Genomic DNA, 20585 nt, shown 5'->3' with positions numbered 1-20585 from the left:
TGTGCGGTTTGGTGGCTTACTTCACCGTGATGCGCCCATCGGTATAGGGCGTGAATGGCCCTTGGGCCGCCAGGTATTCCGCCAGCACGTCCGCCAGGTCGGGCCCGAAGTCATAGGCATTTTCAGCCGTCGTGAACATCGCGTAGCCGTCGCCGCCGTTGCGCACGTAGTTGTTGGACACCACGCCGTAGACCTTGGCCGGGTCAATGGGCGCGCCGCCCACCATCACGTCGCTGATGCGCTCGCCCACGGGCTTGGCCGCGTCAAAGGCAAAGGACATGCCCGCGACCTGCGGGAAGCGGCCTTTGACCTCTTCGATCTGGCTCACGCCGTTTTCGAGGGCTGCCACCATCGCCTCACCCGAGACCTGGAAGGTCGACAGGGTGTTCTGGAACGGCAGCACGGTCAGCACTTCGCCCATGGTCACTTCGCCGGCGTCGATCGAGGCGCGGATGCCGCCGCCGTTCTGGATCGCAATCTCGATGCCCTGATCCTTGACCCGGTCCAGCATCGCGTCGGCAATGAGCGAGCCCATGGGGCATTCCTGAACCCGGCAGACCGAACGGTCACCTTCGATGGCATCTGCCGCTTCGGCGACAATGCGTGTTTTCATCTCTTCGATGGGGGCACCCATTTCAGCGATGCGCGCGGCAAAGGCGGCGTTGGGTTCGACCGAGGCGTCCAGCACCATCGGGTCACCCGATGCCGCGGTGACATTGCCCGCATCGTCAAAGGTGACGGTCAGGTGGCCCAGATATTTGGTGTAGGCATAGGCCTGTGCCACAGCTGCGTCGCCCACCATGGTCGGATAGGCTGGTGTGCCGTCGTCGTCGTTGGACATCAGCGTGTGGCTGTGCCCGCCGATCACCACGTCGATGCCGTCCACGGCTTCGGCAATCGCCAGATCCTTGGCCAGGCCCACGTGGTTGAGCGCGATGATGATGTCGACACCCTCACCCTGTAGCACGGCCACGTCAGCTTTGAGCGCCTCGATCTCGTCCTGGAACACAACGTCGGGGCCGGGCGAGGATGTCTCGACCGTGTCGGTGGCCAGCGCAGAGATCACGCCGATTTTCTTGCCGCCCACCTCGAGCACGACGTGGTTGTCGACCTTGCCCTTGAGCTCGGCTGAGGACGACAGGTCAAGGTTGCCGGAGATGACGGGGAAGCTGACCTTGCCGATGAAATCCGCCAGACCCTGCGGGCCGTCGTCGAATTCGTGGTTGCCGACGGCCATGGCGTCATAGCCCATCTGTTCCATGAACTCGGCCTCGGCGGCCCCTTTGTAGGTGGTGTAGAACAGCGAGCCCTGGAACGGGTCGCCCGCGTCCAGCACCACGACGTTCTGGTTGTCCAGCGCGGCCTTTTTGGCGTCGATCGCCGATTTGACCCGTGCGACACCGCCAAAGCATTTGCCCTCGGCCTCGCCCTCGGCGTTGCAGGTCGAATCGTATTTGTTGATCGATTCGATGCGGCTGTGCATGTCGTTGGTGTGCAGAATGTGCAGCGTATATTCGGCCGATGCCATGCCTGCGCTCAGCGCCAACACAGCTGTACCCATCAGAAATCGCGTCATCTGGTGTCTCCCGTTTTGGTTATGACAGCAACGTGACAGCAATCGCCGCCACGAGTCAAAGAGGTTCCTACGGAAGGGAGACGACAAAAGGACGACAACGCCCACTTGACCAGCAGACGGGCAATGGGCATGACCGCCCCATGTTGATTTACAAGATTTTCCGCGCCCCCGAATGGGCCGCGCTGCGTGAAAACGGTGCAACACCCGGCGCGCCGATCGATGTGGCGGATGGGTATGTCCATTTTTCCACCGCCACACAGGCCGCCGAGACTGCGGCCAAGCACTTTGCCAGTGAGGAAAACCTGTTCCTGATCGCCGTTGAGACCGACGCTCTGGGTGACGCGCTCAAGTGGGAGGTGTCACGCGGCGGCGCTGAATTTCCCCACCTCTACCGCGAAATGCGGCTGAGTGACGTGCACTGGGCGCAACCGCTGCCGCTGGTGGATGGCGCGCATGTGTTTCCCGCAGGGGCCGGGTTCGACACATGAGCGGGGCGGAGGCGTTCATTGATCCGGATCGCGCCCAGTTCGAGGCGTTCAAGGACCTGCCCCGCGACACGCCCATCGAGATGCTGAACCTGGTTCGGTTCAACGATCTGGCGAATTATCCCGGTGATCACGTGTTGGCCCGAGATGGGCTGACCGGCGCGCAGGCCTATGCGCGCTATGGCAAACAGTCCGGCCCGGTGCTGGCCCGCGTGGGCGGGTCGATCCTGTGGCGCGGCGGCTTTGACACCGTGCTGATCGGCCCCGCAGACGAGGCGTGGGATGCGATGTTCATCGCGCGCTACCCCGATGCGGGCGCCTTTCTGGCGATGGTCACGGACCCCGAATACCAACGCGCTGTGGTGCACCGGCAAGCGGCGGTGAAAACCTCGCGGCTGATCCGCTGCGCCCCGGCCCAAGGGGGTGCTGTATTCGGATGAAACAGACGCTCGAACGGATCGGCACACAGGCGCTGCGCCGCCTTGACCCGGAACTGGCGCATGGTCTGGCGCTCAAGGCGCTGCACACACCGCTGGCCGCCCTGCCCGGCCCTTTGACCAGCCCGCGCCTGCGCACGCATCTGGCAGGCATGGACCTGCCCAACCCCGTGGGCCTCGCCGCCGGGTTCGACAAGAACGCCACCGCCATCGCCCCGCTGTCCCGCGCCGGTTTCGGCTGGATCGAAGTGGGGGCTGCCACGCCCTTGCCACAGCCCGGCAATCCCAAGCCGCGCCTGTTCCGCCTGACCGAGGACGCCGCCGCCATCAACCGCTTTGGCTTCAACAATGACGGGATGCAGGCCATCGGTGCACGGCTGGCCAAACGGCCCAAGGGCGTGCCCGTGGGCCTGAACCTCGGCGCCAACAAGGACAGCGCCAACCGGGCCGAGGATTTCGCCCGCGTGCTGCAACACTGTGCGGCGCATATCGACTTTGCCACGGTCAATGTCTCAAGCCCCAACACCGAAAAACTGCGCGACCTGCAGGGGCCAATGGCGCTGGCCGCCCTGCTGGACGGGGTGATGCAGGTGCGGGGCGACATCCCAGTCTTTCTGAAAATTGCACCCGACCTGACCGATCAGGATCTGGCCGACATCGCCAAGGTGGCCGAAGACGCGCGCGTCGCCGCGATCATCACCACCAACACCACGTTGGACCGCAGCGGCCTGCGCAGCGCCCACGCCCCGGAAAAAGGCGGGCTGTCCGGCGCGCCACTCTTTGAGAAATCCACCCGCGTGCTGGCAAAGCTGCACAGCCTCACCAAAGTGCCGCTGATCGGCGTGGGCGGTATCTCTTCGGCCCGCGACGCCTATGCCAAGATCCGCGCAGGCGCGTCAGCCGTGCAGCTGTATACCGGGCTTGTCTACGGCGGTCTCAGCCTTGGCGCGCGCATCGCGCGGGGCCTCGAAACCCAGTTGAAACAGGACGGTTTCCAATCGGTCGCCGAGGCCACGGGAACAAACGCCAAGGACTGGCTCTAGCTCCCTGTCATCTTGCCAGATAAACTCCGGGGGTCTGGGGGCTGGCCCCCAGGGTCACACACCCGCAGCCCGCGTTAGCCTATATTCCGAGAGTCCCGCTCGAGCCTCTATCCCGAGCGTCCCGCACTATCCTCTATGCCGAGCGTCCCGCTCGAGCGCCGGATAGCGCAGCCCCAGCGTCACGCCCCGCGCCACAAAGGACACCAGCAACGCTGCCCAAAGCCCGTGATTGCCCATCAGCGGCAACAGCGCCAGCACCGCCAGCCAATAGAGCACAAATGAAATCGCCATCATGTTGCGCATGTCCCGCCCCCGGCCTGCGCCGATGAAGATCCCGTCGAACATCCACGCCGCACAGCCCACCAGTGGCGCCGCCACCATCCACCACAGATAGGCGCGCGCGGTGGCCTGCACCTCGGCGTCCTTGGCCATCACGTCAATCAGCCACGGCCCCGCCAGCAGAAAGCCAAGCGCGGTCGTCGCACAGACCACCATCCCCCACATGCCCGTCATCAGTGCCGAACGCCGCACCCGCATCGGGTCGCGCCGCCCGTAGGCGCGCGCAATCAGCGTCTCGGCGGCAAAGGCAAACCCGTCCATCGCGTGGGCCGTGATATACATGAACTGGATCAGCACCTCGTTCGCGGCCAGCGTCACGTCCCCGAACCGCGCGCCCAGAAACACAAAGCTGGAAAAGATCACCATCAGCATCGCCGAGCGCAGCAGGATATCCGTATTGAGCAGCGCCATCCGTACCAAGGCTGCGCGGCGCAGCACGCGGGCCCGGTCGCGCCAGGCGGGCCGCAAAAATGCCGCGCGGCAGAACCACAGGCCCAGGCCCGCCCCGATCACCTCGGCGATCACGGTGGCAATTGCCACCCCCGGCACGCCCCAGCCGAACCCCAACACAAAGACGAAGTTCAGGATGATGTTCACCCCGTTCATCACCAGCTGGACCCAGAACACGCCGCCTGTCCGCTCCATCGCCACCAGCCACCCGGTCAGCGCATAGACGGCGATGGCGGCGGGTGCAGTCCAGATGCGGATAAAGAGGTAGTCGCGGGTCAGGCCCTCGACCTCGGCGCTGGCGGGTGACAGCCAGAACGCACCCCAAAAGAGCGGCACTTGCAGCGCGATCAACCCCACGCCGCCCACGACAGCCACCAGCAGTGCGCGGGTCAGCCAGGCCGACACCTCGTCGTCGTCGCCCGCGCCCGCCGCCTGCCCCACAAGGCTGACTGTGCCCATGCGCAAAAACCCGAAAATCCAGTACATCGTGGTCAGGATGATCGCGCCCATGGCCACGGCCCCAATCGGTGCGGCTTCGCCCAACTGGCCCACCACGCCTACGTCCACCGCGCCCAGGATCGGCACGGTGGCATTGGACAGCACGATGGGCAGCGCGATTTTCAGCACCCGGCGGTGGGTCAGCGGCGCGGGGGGCGCGGTGGGGGCTTTGGCCTCCATCTAGCGCCGTTGGGGCATGACGAAATGCCCCGTGGCCTGGGCAAAGAGCTTGTCGCGGTTGTCCTGCCAGCCTTCGACATGCACCGAGGCGTAGCGCCGCCCGGCCCGGTTGATCCGCGCCCGCGCATAGGCGTCGCGGGGCAGGCCAGAACGCAGGTAGTCGACCGAAAAGTCCACCGTCTTGGGCAGGCGCGGCAGGCGCACATCGCCGCCCGGATCGAAGTCGAGGCTGCCGCTTTCGATGTCTTCCCACAGGTAGGACCAGGACAAGGTGATGATCGCCGTCACCTCGAGAAAGGCCGCCGTCACCCCGCCGTGCAGCGCGGGCAGCATCGGGTTGCCGATCAGCTTTTCGTCAAAGGGCAGCACGCCGGTCAGCTCGTCCCCGCGCCGGTCGAAGGTGAGGCCGAGATATTTGATGTAGGGCACGTGATCGACCAGCGCGTGCAGGGCCGCGTCGCGCCGTTGTTTGACCACCTGAACGGGTTCGGGGCGTTTCATCGTTTGCCCTCCACGGTGAAGGCCCCGGTGGCGGAGGCCACGGGGTTGTCAGTGTCGTCGTCCCACGCGGTCGCACGCACAAAGGCCACGGAGCGGGTGACGTGGTAGCATTCGGCGCGTGTGGTGATCGCCTGACCCGGTGTGGCACCGCGCATGTAGTCGATGCGCAGATCCAGCGTCGCGGTCCCGCCGCCATTGTCAGGGTGGCTCATCACGGCCGCGCCGCAGCAGGTGTCCATCAGCGCCGATACCGCCCCGCCCGAAATCACGCCCGTCTCCGGGTCCCCCACCAGACGGGGGTCAAAGGGCATGGTGATCACCGCCACGCCATCCTCGATGGACGACACCGTCATGCCCAGATCGCGGCTGTGGGGGAGCGCCTCGATGAACTGGCGGGCGCGGGTCAACAGGTCGGACATGGCTGGGTTTCCCTTGCAAGTCTGCGATTACTTTATGAGGGGGGTGCGCCTGCGGGGCAAGGCACCTGTTGCGCAAGCGCCGGTTGCAGCCTAGGCTTTGACACAGGGAGTGAGACACGGCCATGGCAGACGACCGCTTTAGCTTTAAGGAAATGTGCGCCGCCTTTGATGTGACGCCGCGCACCTTGCGCTATTACGAGTATATTGAGCTGTTGCAGCCCGACCGCGAAGGCCGGTCGCGCTATTACGGCCCGCGCGAACGCGCCCGGATGAAGCTGATCCTGCGGGGCCGCAAGTTTGGCTTTCAGCTCGAAGACATTCGCCAGTGGCTGTTGATCTACGAACACGAAGGCACCGAGGCCCAGATGCGCGCGTGGATCGAATTGGCCGATGGGCAGCTCAAGGAGCTGGACGAGCAGCGCCGCCAGTTGGACGAGGCGCGCGATGAACTGCGCGGCCTGCGTGACAGCGTGGCGGGCGAATTGGGCGACTGATCCGGGCCAGGCCACGCATAGCCCAGATTTTACACATATTCCGCGGCCCCTGCCCCCACCACATTATACCGACATTAACGCCACACACGTTCTAAGGTGCGCAAGTGGCAAAGGGTTGGTATACAATGGTGTATAATGCGTCCGACATCACAGAATGACGTGGCGCGCAGTCTCCGGGATGCCCGCCAATCTGACGGGTGTGCATGCGATCTGTTTTCAAGCGCGGACGGCTGCCATTGGTTCAAAATCGCGGAGGTCGCGGGTATAGTACGTTCCTTGTTCCAGGTTATCGCACGCACAGGCGTTTGCATGCTGCTGGCCCTTTGTGTGCTGGTGTCATCCCAGGTTCGCGCATCCGCCGAAACCGTCACCGTCTGGGTCTATCACAACTTTCCCCCCTTCGTGATTGACGAGGACGCCCGCACCGGAATGAGCTTTGACCTGGCCGAAATGCTGACGCGCCAGTCCGGGGGACGCTATCAGTTCGACGTGGTGGTCTTGCCGCGGCAACGGTTGAATGACCAACTGGCCTTTGGTGCGCCGGGCATTGTGCTGTGGGCCAATCCGCTGTGGTTCGGGGATGCGGACCGGGTCAACTATCGCTGGTCAAACCCGCTGTTGAACGACAGCAATGATGTGATTTCGCCCCGCTCGGACCCGTTCACCTATGCAGGCCCGACTTCGCTGGATGGCAGCATGCTGGTCGGGGTCAAAGGCCACCGCTATCCGGATGTGGACCACCTTGTGACCGAGGGGCGCGTGGAGCGCATGGATGTCAGTTCAGAGGCGGCGCTGGTGCAGTTCATTGCCAGCGGGCGCGGCAACATCGGTATCGTCGCCCATTCGGCGGCCGTGTATTACGTGCAATCCTATGGCCTCAGGGATCAGGTGCATTTCGCCCCTGCCCCCCATTCGACCTATCAACGGTTCATTCTGGTGCAGCCAAAACTGACCGACGTCCACGCCTATATCCAGGAAACGCTGCCCATGATTGCGCAGTCCGAGGACTGGCGCGCGTTGCTGGATCTGCACGAGTTTGTCGGGGCACCGACACAGTAGCGCGCGCGCCTTTCGGCCCGCGTACGGGGTCAAACGGCCCACGCGCCGCCGCGAAAATCCGCTTGACGCAACTCACAACAACGTCAACCATCAAAGTGACGCAACGTAGAACTTACGTCAACGTCAGCTACCCGTTGCATCGAATCCAAGCCTCCCCCATGTCGTGGTCGCAACACGAGATGTGAGTAGACCGATGAGTGAGAACATGATGACGATCCGCGAGATGTGCGACGCCTTTGACGTCACGCCGCGGACCCTGCGTTTCTACGAAGCCAAGGAACTGCTGTTCCCGGTGCGCGAAGGCCAGAAGCGTCTGTTTACCAAGCGCGACCGCGCCCGGCTCAAGCTGATCCTGCGCGGCAAGCGGTTCGGCTTTAGCCTCGAAGAAATCCGTCAGTTGCTGGACCTCTATGACATGGGCGACCAGCAACAGACCCAGTTGGCACGCACCTATGACATCGCACGCGCCCGGCTTGCCGATATGGAGCTGCAGCGCGACGAGCTGACCGAAGCCATCGATGATCTGAAAAACCAGTTGAAGTGGGGGGAGCGCATGCTTGCCTCGATGAACACCCCCAAACGGGCCGCCGAATAGCGCGCCACAGAAAACGGTCGCGCGCCGGTCGCGTGGCCCCAAGATGCGCCGCCCCTGTTGCGGCAACAGACCAAGGGAGAGAGACCAATGCCCAGTTACACGCCCCCCACCAAGGACATGCAATTCATCCTGCACGACGTGCTGAACGTCACAGGTTCTGACATCCCCGGCTATGACGAGCTGGAGGCTGATTTCACCTCTGCCATTCTCGACGAGGCAGGCAAGCTGACCTCCGAAGTGCTCGCCCCGCTGAACGTCGTGGGTGACAAGGAAGGCTGCCGCCTGGAAAACGGTGTTGTCTACACCCCCACCGGGTTCAAGGACGCATTTGAGCAAGTGAAAGAAGGCGGCTGGCCCGGTCTGGACATGCCCGAAGAGTTCGGCGGCCAGAACATGCCATACGTGATCGGCACTGCCGTGGGCGAGATGTTCTCGTCCTCGAACATGGCGTTCACGATGTACCAGGGTCTGACCCACGGTGCGGCGTCGGCGATCCTTGCGCACGGCTCTCAGGCGCAGAAGGAAACCTATCTGCCCAAGATGGTGTCCTGTGAGTGGACCGGCACCATGAACCTGACCGAGCCGCATTGCGGCACCGATCTGGGCCTGATGCGCACCAAGGCCGAACCGCAAGACGACGGCACCTACAAAATCTCCGGCCAGAAGATCTTTATCTCTGCCGGTGAGCACGACATGGCCGACAACATCATCCATCTGGTGCTGGCAAAGATCGTTGGCGGGCCTGAGGGGATCAAAGGCGTGTCGCTGTTTATCGTGCCCAAGTTCCTCGTGAACGAAGATGGCAGCCTCGGCGCGCGCAACGGCGTGGCCGTGGGCAACATCGAAGAGAAGATGGGCATCCACGGCAACTCCACCTGCGTGATGAACTATGACGGGGCCGTGGGTTACCTGATTGGCGAGGAGCACAAGGGCATGCGTGCGATGTTCACCATGATGAACGAGGCGCGTATCGGCGTGGGCATGCAGGGTCTGAGCCAGGCCGAAGTCGCCTATCAGAACGCGCTGGACTATGCCAAGGACCGCCTGCAAGGGCGCGATGTGACGGGTGACAAGAACCCCGATGGCCCTGCCGATCCGCTGATCGTGCACCCCGACATCCGCCGGTCGCTGATGGACCAGAAGAGCTTTGCCGAGGGCGCGCGTGCCTTCATCCTGTGGAGTGCCACGATGATCGACGCGGCCCACCGCGCAGGTGACAAGGATGCGGACGGTCTGGTGTCGCTGCTGACCCCGATCATCAAGGGTTTCCTGACCGATGTGGGCTATGACAACACCATCAAGGCCCAGCAGGTTTACGGCGGTCACGGCTACATCGAGGAATGGGGCATGTCGCAATACACCCGCGACGCCCGCATCGCGATGATCTACGAAGGGGCCAATGGCGTGCAGGCGCTGGACCTCGTGGGCCGCAAGCTGGCGCAGGACGGCGGCAAGCACGTGATGGCTTTCTTTGATCTGGTCAAAGGGTTCATCAAGGACAATGCCGGGCAGGACGAGGCCTATGACGCCGAGTTCCTGGAACCGCTGAAAACCGCGTCCAAGGACCTGCAAGCGGCGGGCATGTATTTCATGCAGAACGGCATGACCAACCCGAACAACGCGCTGTCCGGCTCCTATGACTTCATGCACATGTTCGGTCATGTCTGCCTGGGCCTGATGTGGGCCAAGATGGGCAAGGCATCGCGCGCCGCATTGGCGGATGGCACGTCCGACCCTGCGTTCCACGAGACCAAGCTGGCCACCGGGCGCTACTACATGGCACGGCAGTTGCCGTCGACAGCGCTGCACCTGACGCGCATCCAATCCGGTGCGGACACGGTTATGGCGCTGGACGCTGCGAACTTCTAAGGTGGCGGTGCGCGGGAGACCGCGCACCCTACGCCCGGAGGTCCAATGCCCAAACGTTTTCGCCTGACCCGACGATTTCCAGTCGCCATGACCGAGGACGGGTATCGCCGTCTCAAACGATTTGCCAATGAGGCGGGGCTGGACGAGGGTGAGGCGCTTTCCTTTTTGTTTGAAAATTTCGAGAGCGTGACACACGAGGAAAACCTCACCGCACGCCTGCGCCTGTTCAATTCCGAGCTGGAGGCGCGCAAACGCTGACACATCTCCTGGGGAGGAGAGATATGAAAGACGTCGCTTCGGGTGCATCCCTGTGGATGACCGACGAACACCGCATGATCGCCGACATGACGGCGCAGTTCATCACCAATGAGTGGGTGCCGCATTTCGAGCGCTGGCGCAAGCAGGGCGAGATGGACCGCGAGACCTGGGGCCAGGCGGGTGAGCTGGGATTGCTGTGCCCGTCGATCCCCGAAGAATACGGCGGGGCGGGCGGCGATTTCGGGCACGAGGCCGCCATCCTCATCGAAGGGGCGCGGGCCAATTTGGCGTCCTGGGGCCACGGCATTCATTCCGGAATCGTGGCGCATTACATCCTGAACTACGGCACCGATGATCAGAAACAGCGCTGGCTGCCCAAGATGGTGTCGGGCGAGATGGTGGGCGCGCTGGCCATGACCGAGCCCTCTACCGGGTCGGACGTGCAGGCGATCAAAACGCGCGCCATCCGCGACGGCAATGCCTACAGGCTGACGGGATCCAAGACGTTCATCACCAACGGACAACATGCGAACCTGATCGTGGTCGCGGCCAAGACGGACCCGGCGCTGGGGTCCAAGGGCGTGTCGCTGGTGGTGGTCGAGACCGACGGTGCGGCGGGGTTCAGCCGAGGGCGCAACCTCGACAAGATCGGGATGCATGCGTCGGACACGTCCGAGCTGTTCTTTGACAACGTGGAGATCGCGCCGGAGAACATCCTTGGCGGGGCCGAGGGTCAGGGGTTTTATCAACTGATGCAGCAACTGCCGCAGGAGCGGCTGATCATCGCCTGTTCGGCGGTGGGGGCGATGGAAGGTGCTGTGGCGCGCACGGTTGACTATTGCCGGGAACGCGAGGCCTTTGGCGGCCCGCTCATGCAGTTCCAGAACACGCGGTTCAAACTGGCCGAGGCCAAGACCAAAACGATGGTCAGCCGCGCGTTTTTTGATGAATGTATGGCAGAGCATTTGCGCGGAGACCTGAGCGTCGACAAGGCCGCGATGTGCAAATACTGGACCACCGATACGCAGGCCTGGGTGCTGGATGAGTGCCTTCAGCTGCATGGCGGATATGGGTTCACGCAGGACTATGACATCGGCGGCATGTGGACAGATGCGCGGGTGCAGCGGATTTACGGCGGCACCAACGAGATCATGAAAGAGCTGATTGCGAGGGCGTTTTGATGCGCCCCTGCGCAGCGCTTTGGGCAACCCGGCCCTCCGGGGGGAGTTTTTTGGGCAAGATGAAAGAGCAGCTCCGCTCTGCTTTCCACCGGCGGCATCCGCCAAAGCCGGGAAAACAGAGCGTCACCTTGCACATCGCTCAGCTCTCCAGCCTGCCATGCCGTGACAGGGTAGGTGCGTTAACCTTAATACTTGGTGAAGAAAGCTCTCTTCATCTTGCCAGATAAACTCCACGGGGGTCCGGGGGTGTGAAACCCCCGGTCCGGCCGGATCAACTCAAGCGACCGGAAAGGCCTGCGTAAATGACCCTGAAACTGCACTGCTTTGGTGAAAGCGGAAACTCGTACAAGGCGGCACTGGCGCTGGAGCTGTCCGGGCTTGAATGGGAACCCGTCTATGTCGACTTTTTTGGCGGGGCGGCGCGCACAGAGGAATACCGCGCCCTCAACACCATGGGTGAGGCGCCTTTGCTCATAGACGGCGACCGCAGGATCAGCCAGTCCGGCGTGATCCAGCAATACATCTCTGACAAGACCGGCAAGTTCGGCGGCGACGGGGATGACCGCTATGAGGTGCTGCGTTGGGTGTTGTGGGACAATCACAAGCTCAGCTCGATGGCCGGGGTTGCGCGGTTTCTCATGAACTTCCTGCCCGAAGAAAAGCGCCCGCAAGAGGTCATTGCCTTTTACCAGGGCCGTCTCAAGGGCGCATACACCGTGCTGAACACGCATCTTGCCGGGCGTGACTGGATTGTGGGCGATGGCCTCACCAATGCGGACTTCAGCTGTTGCAGCTATCTCTATTATCCCGAGCCATTTGGGTTTGACCGCGCCGACTGGCCCCATATCGACCGCTGGTTGGACAACATCGCGCAGACACCGGGGTGGAAGGGTCCCTATGATCTCATGCCCGGCTCTCCGGCGGACCGGGCCTGAGCCATGCTGAGCCGTGCCGCCTTGTCGGGGATCTGGGCGTATCAACGCTTTGTCTCGCCGCGCAAAGGGTTCAGTTGCGCCTACCGCGTGGCACATGGCGGCACGGGGTGTTCAGGGTTTGCCAAGGCGCATATCCGCGATCACGGCCTGCTGGCTTCCTTGCCCGCCATACGCAGGCGTTTTGCGGCCTGCAAGGCGGCGGCTCTGCATCTGCGCACCGAAGACGACCCGCAAGAGCGCAGCCGCAAACCCAAAAAATCCCGTTGGTACGACAAATGCGACCCGTCGCTCTGTTGTGGTTGCGACCCATCGCCCTGCGGCAGGGGCAAATCGGATGCGGCGGACGGGTGCGGAGGCTGTGATGCTTGCGCGTGCAGCCCCTGACCCAACCAAAGTTTACGTAAACCGCCGCAACGTCACGCTTGATTAGACCATCCGGTCTACCCCACCTAGGACTTAACGCACACGCCCCTGGCAAAAGGACGAACACGATGACCGAAGCCTATATCTACGACGCCATCCGCACGCCGCGCGGCAAGGGCCGCAAGGACGGCGCTTTGCACGAAGTGACATCGCTGCGCCTGAGCGCGCAGACCCTGAACGCCCTCAAGGAACGCAACAACCTCGACGGTCACGCGGTCGAGGACGTGATCTGGGGCAACGTCACGCAGGTGATGGAACAGGGCGGCAACCTGGCGCGCAGCGCGGTTCTGGCCTCGGATCTGGACGAAGCGATCCCCGGTCTGGCGATCAACCGGTTCTGTGCCAGCGGGCTTGAGGCCGTCAACCTGTCGGCCAACCAGGTGCGCGGCGGGGCCGGTGACGCCTATATCGCGGGCGGGGTCGAGATGATGGGCCGCGTGCCCATGGGCTCGGACGGGGCCGCGATTGCCGCCGATCCGTCGCTGGCGATGGAGACATACTTTGTGCCGCAGGGCATCAGCGCCGACATCATTGCCACCGAATACGGATTCAGCCGTGATGACGTCGACACCTATTCCGTCGAAAGCCAGCGCCGTGCCAAGGCCGCGTGGGACGACCGCCGGTTTGACGGCTCGGTCCTGACGGTGCGCGACATCAACGGGCTGTCGATCCTGGATCACGATGAATACATGCGCCCCCAGACCGACATGCAGAGCCTGGGCAGCCTGAACCCCGCCTTTCAGGCGATGGGCGAGGTCATGCCCGGCTTCGACAAGGTCGCGCTGATGAAATACCCGCATCTGGAGCGGATCAACCACGTGCACCACGCCGGCAACTCGTCTGGTATCGTGGACGGCGCTGCGGCGATCCTGATCGGCAACAAGGAATTTGGCGAGAAGTGGGGCCTGAAACCCCGCGCGCGCATCCGTGCCACGGCCAAGATCGGCACCGATCCTACCATCAACCTGACCGGCCCTGTGCCCGTCACCGAAAAGATCCTGGCCGACAACGGCATGAACATCAAAGACATCGACCTCTTTGAGGTGAACGAGGCCTTTGCCGCCGTGGTTCTGCGTTTCATGCAGGCGTTTGACGTGGACCATGATAAGGTCAACGTGAATGGCGGTGCCATTGCGATGGGTCACCCGCTGGGCGCGACCGGTGCCATGATCCTTGGCACGCTGCTGGACGAGATGGAGCGTGCAGACAAGGAGACCGGTCTGGCGACGCTCTGTGTGGCCTCCGGCATGGGTGCCGCCACCATCATTGAACGCGTCTGACGCGGACAGCAGGTGAGGACCGAACCGATGCTCAAGGACGCCATGACACTTCTTCAGGATGTGCTCGACACCCAGTCGCGCGCGCTGCTGGCGGGGGATGTGGCGACCTTGCGCAAAACGGTTCTGTTGCCGTGCCGTCAGGTGCTGGTCGGGTCCGAGATGATTGTCGAAACCGAGGCGGATTTTGAACGCGGTGTGACGGCCTTTACCGGGTCGTTGCACAGTCTGGGCGTCAACCAGTTCATCCGGCTGGTGACCGAGGCGGAGTTCCTGAGCGACGACTACATTCAGGGCTATTACGTCACCCATGCGTTGCGCAATGCCGCCGCCATGGTGCCCAGCTACGACAACCGCATCGTCTTGCAACAGAACCAGGGCACCTGGCGTGTGATCGAAGAGGAAAGCACGCTGTCGGCGGTGAGCTGGCCGATTGACCTGTTGCGGGTCGCGGATCACGGCAACCTGCCTGCACATGCGCCCCGCAATGACGTGCGCCGGACGGCGGCGACGCCGATGTCGCTTTACCAGTCCTTTCTGGACCGGTTGACCGGGGCCACAGCGCAGAACGACTTTGCCGCCTACTGTGCGCTGTGCGACATGCCCTATACCTCACACAGCGACCACGTCGACACCCAGATCCGCGCGCCCGAGGACATCCGCCCGTTCTTTGACATGACGGTGGACATCATCTCGGGTGACAAGGCCGACGCCATGGCGCGGCTGGCCACATCGGCGCAGTTCCTTGGGGCTGACCTGATCTGTGGCTACCACGACACCGTGTTCCGCAAGGGCGGCGAAGAAAGCCTGCCGCCCATCAAATCCCGCATGATCCTGCGTCGGGACGGCGTGCAATGGAAGCTCAAGCACGTCACCAACGCCCTATCAAACCCAACATATCCCTATAACGCGCCAGAGCCAACCGAGGCCCTGCTGACGCATCGCGAAATCCAGGAAAGGACCAAATCATGGCCGACTTTACACTGAGCAAGGACGCCGACGGCGTCGCCACGATCACATGGGACGTCACCGACAAATCCATGAACGTGATGTCCTTTGAGGGGTTGGAGACCCTGAATGACCTGATCGACGACGTGCTGGCCGATGACGCGGTCAAAGGTGTCGTGATCACCAGCGGCAAGGACACATTTGCCGGGGGCATGGACCTGAACCTGTTGGCCAAGATGAAGGCCGACGCAGGCGACGACCCGGCGCGCGGCCTGTTCGAGGGCACGATGAAAATGCACGGCCTGCTGCGCAAGATCGAACGCGCGGGCATGGATCCCAAGACCAACAAGGGCGGCAAGCCGATTGCCGCCGCCCTGCCCGGCACCGCCGCTGGCATCGGGCTGGAGCTGCCGCTGGCCACGCACCGCATTTTCATGGCCAACAACCCCAAGGCCAAGGTGGGCCTGCCCGAGATCATGGTCGGCATCTTCCCCGGCGCGGGTGGCACAACCCGTCTGGCGCGCAAACTGGGCGCGATGGAGGCCTCGCCCTTCCTGCTTGAGGGGCGGATGGTTTCCCCTGACAAGGCCAAGGGCAAGCTGGTCGACGAAGTGGTCGATGATCCGGTTGCAGCCGCGCGCGAATGGGTGCTGAACGCCACCGATGCCGACATTCTCAAACCCTGGGACGCCAAAGGCTACAAGATGCCCGGCGGCGCGCCCTACCACCCTGCGGGATTCATGACATTTGTCGGTGCTGCCGCGATGGTGCACGGCAAGACGCAGGGCGTGTACCCGGCGGCCAAGGCGCTGCTGTCGGCCGTCTATGAGGGCGCGCTGGTGCCCTTTGACACCGCGCTCAAGATCGAGGCGCGCTGGTTCACCAACGTGCTGATGAACCCCTCGTCCGGGGCGATGATCCGGTCGCTGTTCCTGAACAAGGAAGCATTGGAAAAAGGCGCTGTGCGCCCCGCCGGTGTGCCCGATCAACGGGTGCAGAAACTGGGCGTGCTGGGCGCGGGCCTGATGGGTGCGGGCATCGCGCTGGTGTCGGCGCAGGCGGGCATCGACGTCGTGCTGATCGACCGCGACCAAGAGGCCGCCGACAAGGGCAAAGCCTATGCCGCGAAATACGTCGAAGGCGGGATCAAGCGCCGCAAGACCACGCAGGAAAAGGGCGACGCCCTGCTGGCGCGGATCAACGCGACATCCGATCTGCAGGCGCTGGCGGGCTGTGACCTGATCATCGAGGCGGTGTTCGAGGACCCAGCCGTCAAGGCCGAGATCACCGCAAAGGTCGAGGCGATCATCCCCGACACCTGCATCTTTGCCTCCAACACCTCGACCCTGCCGATCTCGGAGCTGGCCAAGGCGTCGGGCAATCAGGATCAGTTCATCGGCATCCACTTCTTTTCGCCGGTCGAAAAGATGGCGCTGGTCGAAATCATCAAGGGTGCCAACACCGGCGACCGTGCGGTGGCTAAGGCGCTGGACTACGTGCGTCAGATCCGCAAGACGCCCATCGTGGTCAACGACGCGCGGTTCTTCTATGCCAACCGCTGCATCATTCCTTACGTCAACGAAGGCGCGCGGATGGTGACCGAGGGCATCGAGCCTGCGCTGATCGAGAACGCGGCCAAGCTGGTGGGCATGCCACTGGGTCCGCTGCAACTGACCGACGAGACGGCCATCGATCTGGGTGCCAAGATCGCGCGTGCGACCATGGCCGCGATGGGCGACGCCTATCCCAAGTCGGGCGCGGATGATCTGATCTTTTGGCTCGAAGCCGAGGGGCGTTTGGGCCGCAAGGCCAACGCGGGGTTCTATGCCTATGACGACAAGGGCAAGCGCGTGGGCCTCTGGGACGGTCTGAACGACAAGTACCCGGCGATGGACGACCAGCCCGAGGTGACCGAAGTGCAGCACCGCCTGTTGTTCAGCCAGGTGCTTGAGGCTGTGCGTGCGCTCGAAGAGGGTGTGCTGATGGACATCCGCGAAGGCGACGTGGGCGCGATCCTAGGCTGGGGCTTTGCCCCGTGGTCGGGCGGTCCGTTCAGCTGGCTGGACATCATCGGCGCGCCCTATGCGGCGGAACGCTGCGACCAGTTGGAGGCGACCTACGGCGAACGGTTCAAATGCCCCGCCCTGCTGCGCGAGATGGCCGACAAGAACCAGACGTTCTATGGCCGCTTTGGCCCCGAGGCATCAGCGGCGGCCTAAGGCCCGCAAGGTGCGCGTTCATCGCGCACCTTCCCAAATCGCTGGTGCGCGTTCAACGCGCACCTTGCCCTGACCCAGAGGTGCGCGGGAACCGCGCACCCTACACCCACAACGCACCATGCGCCCCTATTTCGGCGGCACACCCGCCTCAAGCAGGCGTTCGCGGAACTTGGCCGTGACCTTGGCAAAGCCGCGCGATGTGCCGTGGATCTCGTCGATCCAGTCCGACACATGCGGCATCGCCCCCCGGCAATCCACCACCCAGACCTGACTGGTTTGCGGATCGCCCGCCAGACCGTTCAGCATGTCGTAGAGATCGTCGATGAACACCTTGATGATCTCGCGCCGCAGCGTCTTGTCGTGGATGTCGCGCGCCGTAAACGGTGTGCCCAGCCACTTGTCCTTGGCCGCGTGGACCGGATTGCGTTTGTCCCCGATCCAGGGATAGGGGAACGGATAGTCATAGCCGTGCACAAAGATCGGCAGTTGCTTGAAATCAGCATCCGCGCGGATCTTGCCGATGACCTCTGTGTACATGTCGCGCAGCATGTTCAGCTTTTCCCGCAAAAGCGCGTGGTTGATATGGCCATCCACGTCCCCCGCGTCACCGTTGAACGGCAGGATCAGGTCAAACAGCGCCGCGCGCCCGGTGTCCGGGTCTTCGCCGATGATGTCATTGCCCGCCGCCGAAAAGACAAAGCCCTGTACCTCGTCCCGCTGTTTGTCGAGCGCCAGCATGTATTCCTGACCCCGATCCTGGATCGGTCCGCGCACCATGTTTTTCGCGGTGTCCCCCGCCGCGCCCACGGAATAGACGTTGTACCCCTTGTTCAGGTGATCCACGATTTCGTCGATGAGGATGGGGAACTGCCCCCAACTGTCCATTTCCGACACCAGCACCGGCGCATTGCCAAAGGTCTTGCGCAAGTCGAACTTGGTCGCGCGCCGTGAGCGGGCCAGATCATTGCCCACCGCCATCGCGTTTTCCGTGCCGGGTGCATCGCCGGACATGTCGACAAAGTCGGGGTTGGGCACGATGCGAAAGTCAAAGCCCCCCTCGCCCGGCATGATCAGCGACACGTCGAGGATTTCCTGATCGGTGGTGTCCTCGTCCTGCACGAGGTCGGACCATTCCTGCGGGGACATCTTTTCGTTGCCCTCATCCGCCAGGTGCGGAAAACGAACCGTGCCCAGCAGGTCTTCGAGCGCGCGGGGGTCGACCTCGTGATCGACCCAGTCGCCCGCGCGTGCAAATTCGAACTGCACGTCGTCCAGATCCTGTTCCAGCAGGTAGGCGTGCGTGCGCAGGCCAACCCCGTCCCAGGTGATGATCATCTTCCAAAAGCGCTGGGGGATTTGCACCACGGTGTCGCCATCCAGATCACGGCCATGAAATTCCGGGTCCGTTTCGTCAAAGACCGGGCCGCTGAACACAACGCAGCGTTCGTCTTCGGCGGCATCCAGCACGTCATTCTCGAGCTTGCCCCAGATGCCGCGCAGATTGGAGCGGTTGAACCCTTTGACCTGCGGCGCACAGTTCGTGGAATGGAACGTGTCGCCATTGGCCATCTGCACATCACCAAAGCTGCTGCCAAAGGCCACGGCCTCGCGGCGCACCATGTGCCCTTTGTCAAAGGCGGTGCGGTCGCGGTTGTAAAAGACGTCCGGCAACTGGTCGCGCGCGGGGATGCGCGGATCGAGAAACCACTTTTCCCGGTCATGTTTGCGGGTGAAACCGTTCAGCGACGTGCGGGTGTAGACAAAGCCTGGCTCCGGCTCTTTGGCGGCGTCACTGGCATCCACATTGGCCGCCGTGATCTGCGCCAGACGGCGCTTGGCGTTCATCACCAGCGAGAAGTTGTGGTAGTGCAGCACCGTCTCGCCCGACGCCTGCACCGACAGATCGCCGGTGTTCAGCGCCTCGGGCATCGGGACCGGCACGCCGAGGAACATCGGATCATAGCCTGTCCGCGTGCTGTAGTCGGGGTCGTGCGCGGGCTCGACCGCGCGTTCGGTGGCATCCGCTGCGGGTGTGGCCGCCGCACCGCCGCCGCCCGTGCCTGCGGCGACTTGCACACCGGTTCCGTCAAATCCGACGCTCAGAGTGACCGGCACATTGATCGTCATCGTGTTGGGCCCGGTCGACACCACCTGCACGCCATTGGTTGCCCCGGCATCCGCGCCTGCATCCGGCGTCTGGTGATCGTGGGACGTGTCCTCGGGCGCATCGGGTTCGATGGCGGCCCAGTGCGCGCGCCATGGGCTTGGCCCCGGCCGGGGACGCGCCCCGGCAAAGCACACGCCCGCCCGCGTCACATGCCGGTCCCGCGCCAGCGCGGATGTGGGCACGGCAAAGTTCGATTTCCCCTCGAGCCCGGCAAAATGCAGACCCACCACAAGCCCTGTCTCAAGATCGACAACCGCGCTGCCGGAATTGCCGCCCAGCGTCGACGCATCATGCCCCACGGCCCCGACGACATTGCCGAAACTGCGCACATTCGCGCGGTTGGTATAAAGCCCCGGCTGCATCCGTTTGACGTTGTAAATGCGGTTGAACAGGCGGTGCTGCACCTCGCGGTCGTTGCGTGGGTCAAAGGCGGGATAGCCCATCACCGCCACCTCGCGGTTGCGCAGCGACGACGGATCGGCCTGCGACAGCTCCAGCACAGTGGCGTCGCTGGCCAGCCCCTCAACCTCGAGCAGCGCCATGTCCCAGAACGGGTGGATCATGCGCACACTCACCACCTGCAGTCGCTGCACAGCACCCGACCCGTGTTCGGCCAGAAAATCAATGTTGACCGACGCGCCGGGCTTGAGCGCCACATCCGACTGGCCCAGCCCATCAGCAAAAAGCTCGGCCACATGGCGGTTGGTCATCAACAGCCCCTGCCCGACCACAAAACCAGTCCCCGCATAGGGAATGGCCGCGTTGCTGGGCACGTTGATGCGCCCCACGGCGGGCAAGGCATTCAGGATATGCCGCCGCGCCGGACCCGCCGCATCGTTGAGATGCAGCCAGGCATCATGCACCACCCGGTAGTCGTTGTCCTGCACCAGAACGGCCGGCCGCTTGAGCGGCAGGATAAGCGCCTCGACCTGTAGCACATCGTCAAAGGTCAGCGTCTCGCCCGCCTCGAACTTCTGGATCGTGTCGCGGATGGCTGTGGGCGGCATAATGGCGCGCCCGCCACCAATCGGCCCACCCCCAATTGGCCCGCGCATCGGCGCAGCACCCATACGCATTTCCGGCTCTGGTACGGCGACACCCTCGACGGCGTCCCCGCCAAAAGCCCCCGGATCGTCCAACAGTTGCGCCAGCTCGTCGGCGCTCAGCAGGGATTTCAAATGGTTCAAATAGTCATTTGGCGTGTCCATAACGGCACCTCGCGTTTGAAAATG

General features: G+C 63.4%; 19 protein-coding genes. 14 read left to right on the top strand and 5 right to left on the bottom strand.

Going from position 1 to position 20585, the window contains the following annotated elements:
* Positions 1-16 precede the first annotated feature (16 nt).
* Positions 17-1576, bottom strand: a complete 1560-nt coding sequence (locus Q0936_RS10655; protein WP_299297957.1) for a 5'-nucleotidase C-terminal domain-containing protein — start codon at positions 1574-1576, stop codon at positions 17-19.
* 140 nt (positions 1577-1716) lie between these two features.
* Here Q0936_RS10655 and Q0936_RS10650 point away from each other — a divergent pair, with 140 nt between their 5' ends.
* From Q0936_RS10650 to Q0936_RS10640, 3 genes are read left to right on the top strand one after another with little or no spacing between them, the layout of a single operon-like run.
* Positions 1717-2064 (top strand): DUF952 domain-containing protein, encoded by a 348-nt coding sequence (locus Q0936_RS10650; RefSeq protein WP_299297955.1) that lies wholly within the window; start codon positions 1717-1719, stop codon positions 2062-2064.
* Positions 2061-2501 carry a DUF1330 domain-containing protein gene (locus Q0936_RS10645; protein WP_299297953.1) on the top strand — a complete coding sequence of 147 codons (441 nt, stop codon included), beginning with the start codon at positions 2061-2063 and terminating at the stop codon, positions 2499-2501. The genes Q0936_RS10650 and Q0936_RS10645 overlap by 4 nt, the downstream gene beginning before the upstream one ends.
* Positions 2498-3541, top strand: a complete 1044-nt coding sequence (locus Q0936_RS10640; protein ID WP_299297951.1) for a quinone-dependent dihydroorotate dehydrogenase — start codon at positions 2498-2500, stop codon at positions 3539-3541. Before Q0936_RS10645 ends, Q0936_RS10640 begins: the two co-directional genes overlap by 4 nt.
* Before the next feature lie 126 nt (positions 3542-3667).
* Here Q0936_RS10640 and Q0936_RS10635 read toward each other — a convergent pair whose 3' ends face one another.
* Genes Q0936_RS10635 through Q0936_RS10625 form a run of 3 tightly spaced genes read right to left on the bottom strand, consistent with a single transcriptional unit; the run spans position 3668 to position 5928 of the window.
* Positions 3668-5008 (bottom strand): MATE family efflux transporter, encoded by a 1341-nt coding sequence (locus Q0936_RS10635; protein WP_299297949.1) that lies wholly within the window; start codon positions 5006-5008, stop codon positions 3668-3670.
* Positions 5009-5509, bottom strand: coding sequence for a PaaI family thioesterase (locus tag Q0936_RS10630; protein ID WP_299146166.1), 501 nt, complete (start codon positions 5507-5509; stop codon positions 5009-5011). It lies immediately after the preceding gene.
* Positions 5506-5928 carry a PaaI family thioesterase gene (locus Q0936_RS10625; protein WP_299146165.1) on the bottom strand — a complete coding sequence of 141 codons (423 nt, stop codon included), beginning with the start codon at positions 5926-5928 and terminating at the stop codon, positions 5506-5508. Before Q0936_RS10625 ends, Q0936_RS10630 begins: the two co-directional genes overlap by 4 nt.
* A 122-nt stretch (positions 5929-6050) precedes the next feature.
* Here Q0936_RS10625 and Q0936_RS10620 point away from each other — a divergent pair, with 122 nt between their 5' ends.
* From Q0936_RS10620 to Q0936_RS10570, 11 genes are all read left to right on the top strand, one after another.
* Positions 6051-6422, top strand: a complete 372-nt coding sequence (locus Q0936_RS10620) for a MerR family DNA-binding transcriptional regulator (RefSeq protein ID WP_299146164.1) — start codon at positions 6051-6053, stop codon at positions 6420-6422.
* 309 nt (positions 6423-6731) lie between these two features.
* Complete coding sequence (locus Q0936_RS10615) at positions 6732-7481, top strand: transporter substrate-binding domain-containing protein (protein WP_299297947.1); 750 nt, start codon at positions 6732-6734, stop codon at positions 7479-7481.
* A gap of 193 nt (positions 7482-7674) precedes the next feature.
* Positions 7675-8076 carry a MerR family DNA-binding transcriptional regulator gene (locus tag Q0936_RS10610; RefSeq protein WP_299146162.1) on the top strand — a complete coding sequence of 134 codons (402 nt, stop codon included), beginning with the start codon at positions 7675-7677 and terminating at the stop codon, positions 8074-8076.
* An 87-nt stretch (positions 8077-8163) separates the two neighbouring features.
* On the top strand, positions 8164-9945 hold the full coding sequence (locus tag Q0936_RS10605; protein ID WP_299146161.1) for an acyl-CoA dehydrogenase C-terminal domain-containing protein: 1782 nt from the start codon (positions 8164-8166) through the stop codon (positions 9943-9945).
* Positions 9946-9990: 45 nt separating this feature from the next.
* Complete coding sequence (locus Q0936_RS10600) at positions 9991-10203, top strand: hypothetical protein (RefSeq protein ID WP_299146160.1); 213 nt, start codon at positions 9991-9993, stop codon at positions 10201-10203.
* Between the two features lie 23 nt (positions 10204-10226).
* Positions 10227-11384 carry an acyl-CoA dehydrogenase family protein gene (locus Q0936_RS10595; protein ID WP_299297109.1) on the top strand — a complete coding sequence of 386 codons (1158 nt, stop codon included), beginning with the start codon at positions 10227-10229 and terminating at the stop codon, positions 11382-11384.
* Positions 11385-11686: 302 nt separating this feature from the next.
* A complete protein-coding gene (locus Q0936_RS10590; RefSeq protein ID WP_299297106.1) occupies positions 11687-12319 on the top strand; it encodes a glutathione S-transferase family protein in 633 nt (210 codons plus the stop codon).
* A gap of 3 nt (positions 12320-12322) precedes the next feature.
* Positions 12323-12703 carry a membrane protein insertion efficiency factor YidD gene (gene yidD / locus Q0936_RS10585; protein ID WP_299297104.1) on the top strand — a complete coding sequence of 127 codons (381 nt, stop codon included), beginning with the start codon at positions 12323-12325 and terminating at the stop codon, positions 12701-12703.
* 107 nt (positions 12704-12810) lie between these two features.
* Positions 12811-14022: an acetyl-CoA C-acetyltransferase gene (locus Q0936_RS10580; protein WP_299146156.1), complete on the top strand. Its 1212-nt coding sequence runs from the start codon at positions 12811-12813 to the stop codon at positions 14020-14022.
* Between the two features lie 42 nt (positions 14023-14064).
* Entirely contained in the window at positions 14065-15006 is a 942-nt protein-coding gene (locus tag Q0936_RS10575) for a hypothetical protein (protein ID WP_299297102.1), read from the top strand.
* Positions 14988-17186 carry a 3-hydroxyacyl-CoA dehydrogenase NAD-binding domain-containing protein gene (locus Q0936_RS10570; protein ID WP_299166143.1) on the top strand — a complete coding sequence of 733 codons (2199 nt, stop codon included), beginning with the start codon at positions 14988-14990 and terminating at the stop codon, positions 17184-17186. The genes Q0936_RS10575 and Q0936_RS10570 overlap by 19 nt, the downstream gene beginning before the upstream one ends.
* 126 nt (positions 17187-17312) lie before the next feature.
* On the opposite strand, the gene Q0936_RS10565 is transcribed toward Q0936_RS10570, so the two are convergent.
* Positions 17313-20561: a DNA/RNA non-specific endonuclease gene (locus tag Q0936_RS10565; RefSeq protein WP_299296526.1), complete on the bottom strand. Its 3249-nt coding sequence runs from the start codon at positions 20559-20561 to the stop codon at positions 17313-17315.
* Positions 20562-20585: the final 24 nt, after the last annotated feature.

The sequence above is a fragment of the uncultured Tateyamaria sp. genome, from assembly GCF_947488715.1.
Lineage (GTDB): Bacteria > Pseudomonadota > Alphaproteobacteria > Rhodobacterales > Rhodobacteraceae > Tateyamaria.
Note: the sequence above shows the minus strand (reverse complement) of the source record. Positions and strands in the feature narration are given on the sequence as shown.

Coding starts and splice junctions, on each gene's coding strand:
- Q0936_RS10655 (WP_299297957.1), bottom strand. CDS start 1,576: ATGACGCGATTTCTGATGGGTACAGCTGTGTTGGCGCTGAGCGCAGGC.
- Q0936_RS10650 (WP_299297955.1), top strand. CDS start 1,717: ATGTTGATTTACAAGATTTTCCGCGCCCCCGAATGGGCCGCGCTGCGT.
- Q0936_RS10645 (WP_299297953.1), top strand. CDS start 2,061: ATGAGCGGGGCGGAGGCGTTCATTGATCCGGATCGCGCCCAGTTCGAG.
- Q0936_RS10640 (WP_299297951.1), top strand. CDS start 2,498: ATGAAACAGACGCTCGAACGGATCGGCACACAGGCGCTGCGCCGCCTT.
- Q0936_RS10635 (WP_299297949.1), bottom strand. CDS start 5,008: ATGGAGGCCAAAGCCCCCACCGCGCCCCCCGCGCCGCTGACCCACCGC.
- Q0936_RS10630 (WP_299146166.1), bottom strand. CDS start 5,509: ATGAAACGCCCCGAACCCGTTCAGGTGGTCAAACAACGGCGCGACGCG.
- Q0936_RS10625 (WP_299146165.1), bottom strand. CDS start 5,928: ATGTCCGACCTGTTGACCCGCGCCCGCCAGTTCATCGAGGCGCTCCCC.
- Q0936_RS10620 (WP_299146164.1), top strand. CDS start 6,051: ATGGCAGACGACCGCTTTAGCTTTAAGGAAATGTGCGCCGCCTTTGAT.
- Q0936_RS10615 (WP_299297947.1), top strand. CDS start 6,732: ATGCTGCTGGCCCTTTGTGTGCTGGTGTCATCCCAGGTTCGCGCATCC.
- Q0936_RS10610 (WP_299146162.1), top strand. CDS start 7,675: ATGAGTGAGAACATGATGACGATCCGCGAGATGTGCGACGCCTTTGAC.
- Q0936_RS10605 (WP_299146161.1), top strand. CDS start 8,164: ATGCCCAGTTACACGCCCCCCACCAAGGACATGCAATTCATCCTGCAC.
- Q0936_RS10600 (WP_299146160.1), top strand. CDS start 9,991: ATGCCCAAACGTTTTCGCCTGACCCGACGATTTCCAGTCGCCATGACC.
- Q0936_RS10595 (WP_299297109.1), top strand. CDS start 10,227: ATGAAAGACGTCGCTTCGGGTGCATCCCTGTGGATGACCGACGAACAC.
- Q0936_RS10590 (WP_299297106.1), top strand. CDS start 11,687: ATGACCCTGAAACTGCACTGCTTTGGTGAAAGCGGAAACTCGTACAAG.
- yidD (WP_299297104.1), top strand. CDS start 12,323: ATGCTGAGCCGTGCCGCCTTGTCGGGGATCTGGGCGTATCAACGCTTT.
- Q0936_RS10580 (WP_299146156.1), top strand. CDS start 12,811: ATGACCGAAGCCTATATCTACGACGCCATCCGCACGCCGCGCGGCAAG.
- Q0936_RS10575 (WP_299297102.1), top strand. CDS start 14,065: ATGACACTTCTTCAGGATGTGCTCGACACCCAGTCGCGCGCGCTGCTG.
- Q0936_RS10570 (WP_299166143.1), top strand. CDS start 14,988: ATGGCCGACTTTACACTGAGCAAGGACGCCGACGGCGTCGCCACGATC.
- Q0936_RS10565 (WP_299296526.1), bottom strand. CDS start 20,561: ATGGACACGCCAAATGACTATTTGAACCATTTGAAATCCCTGCTGAGC.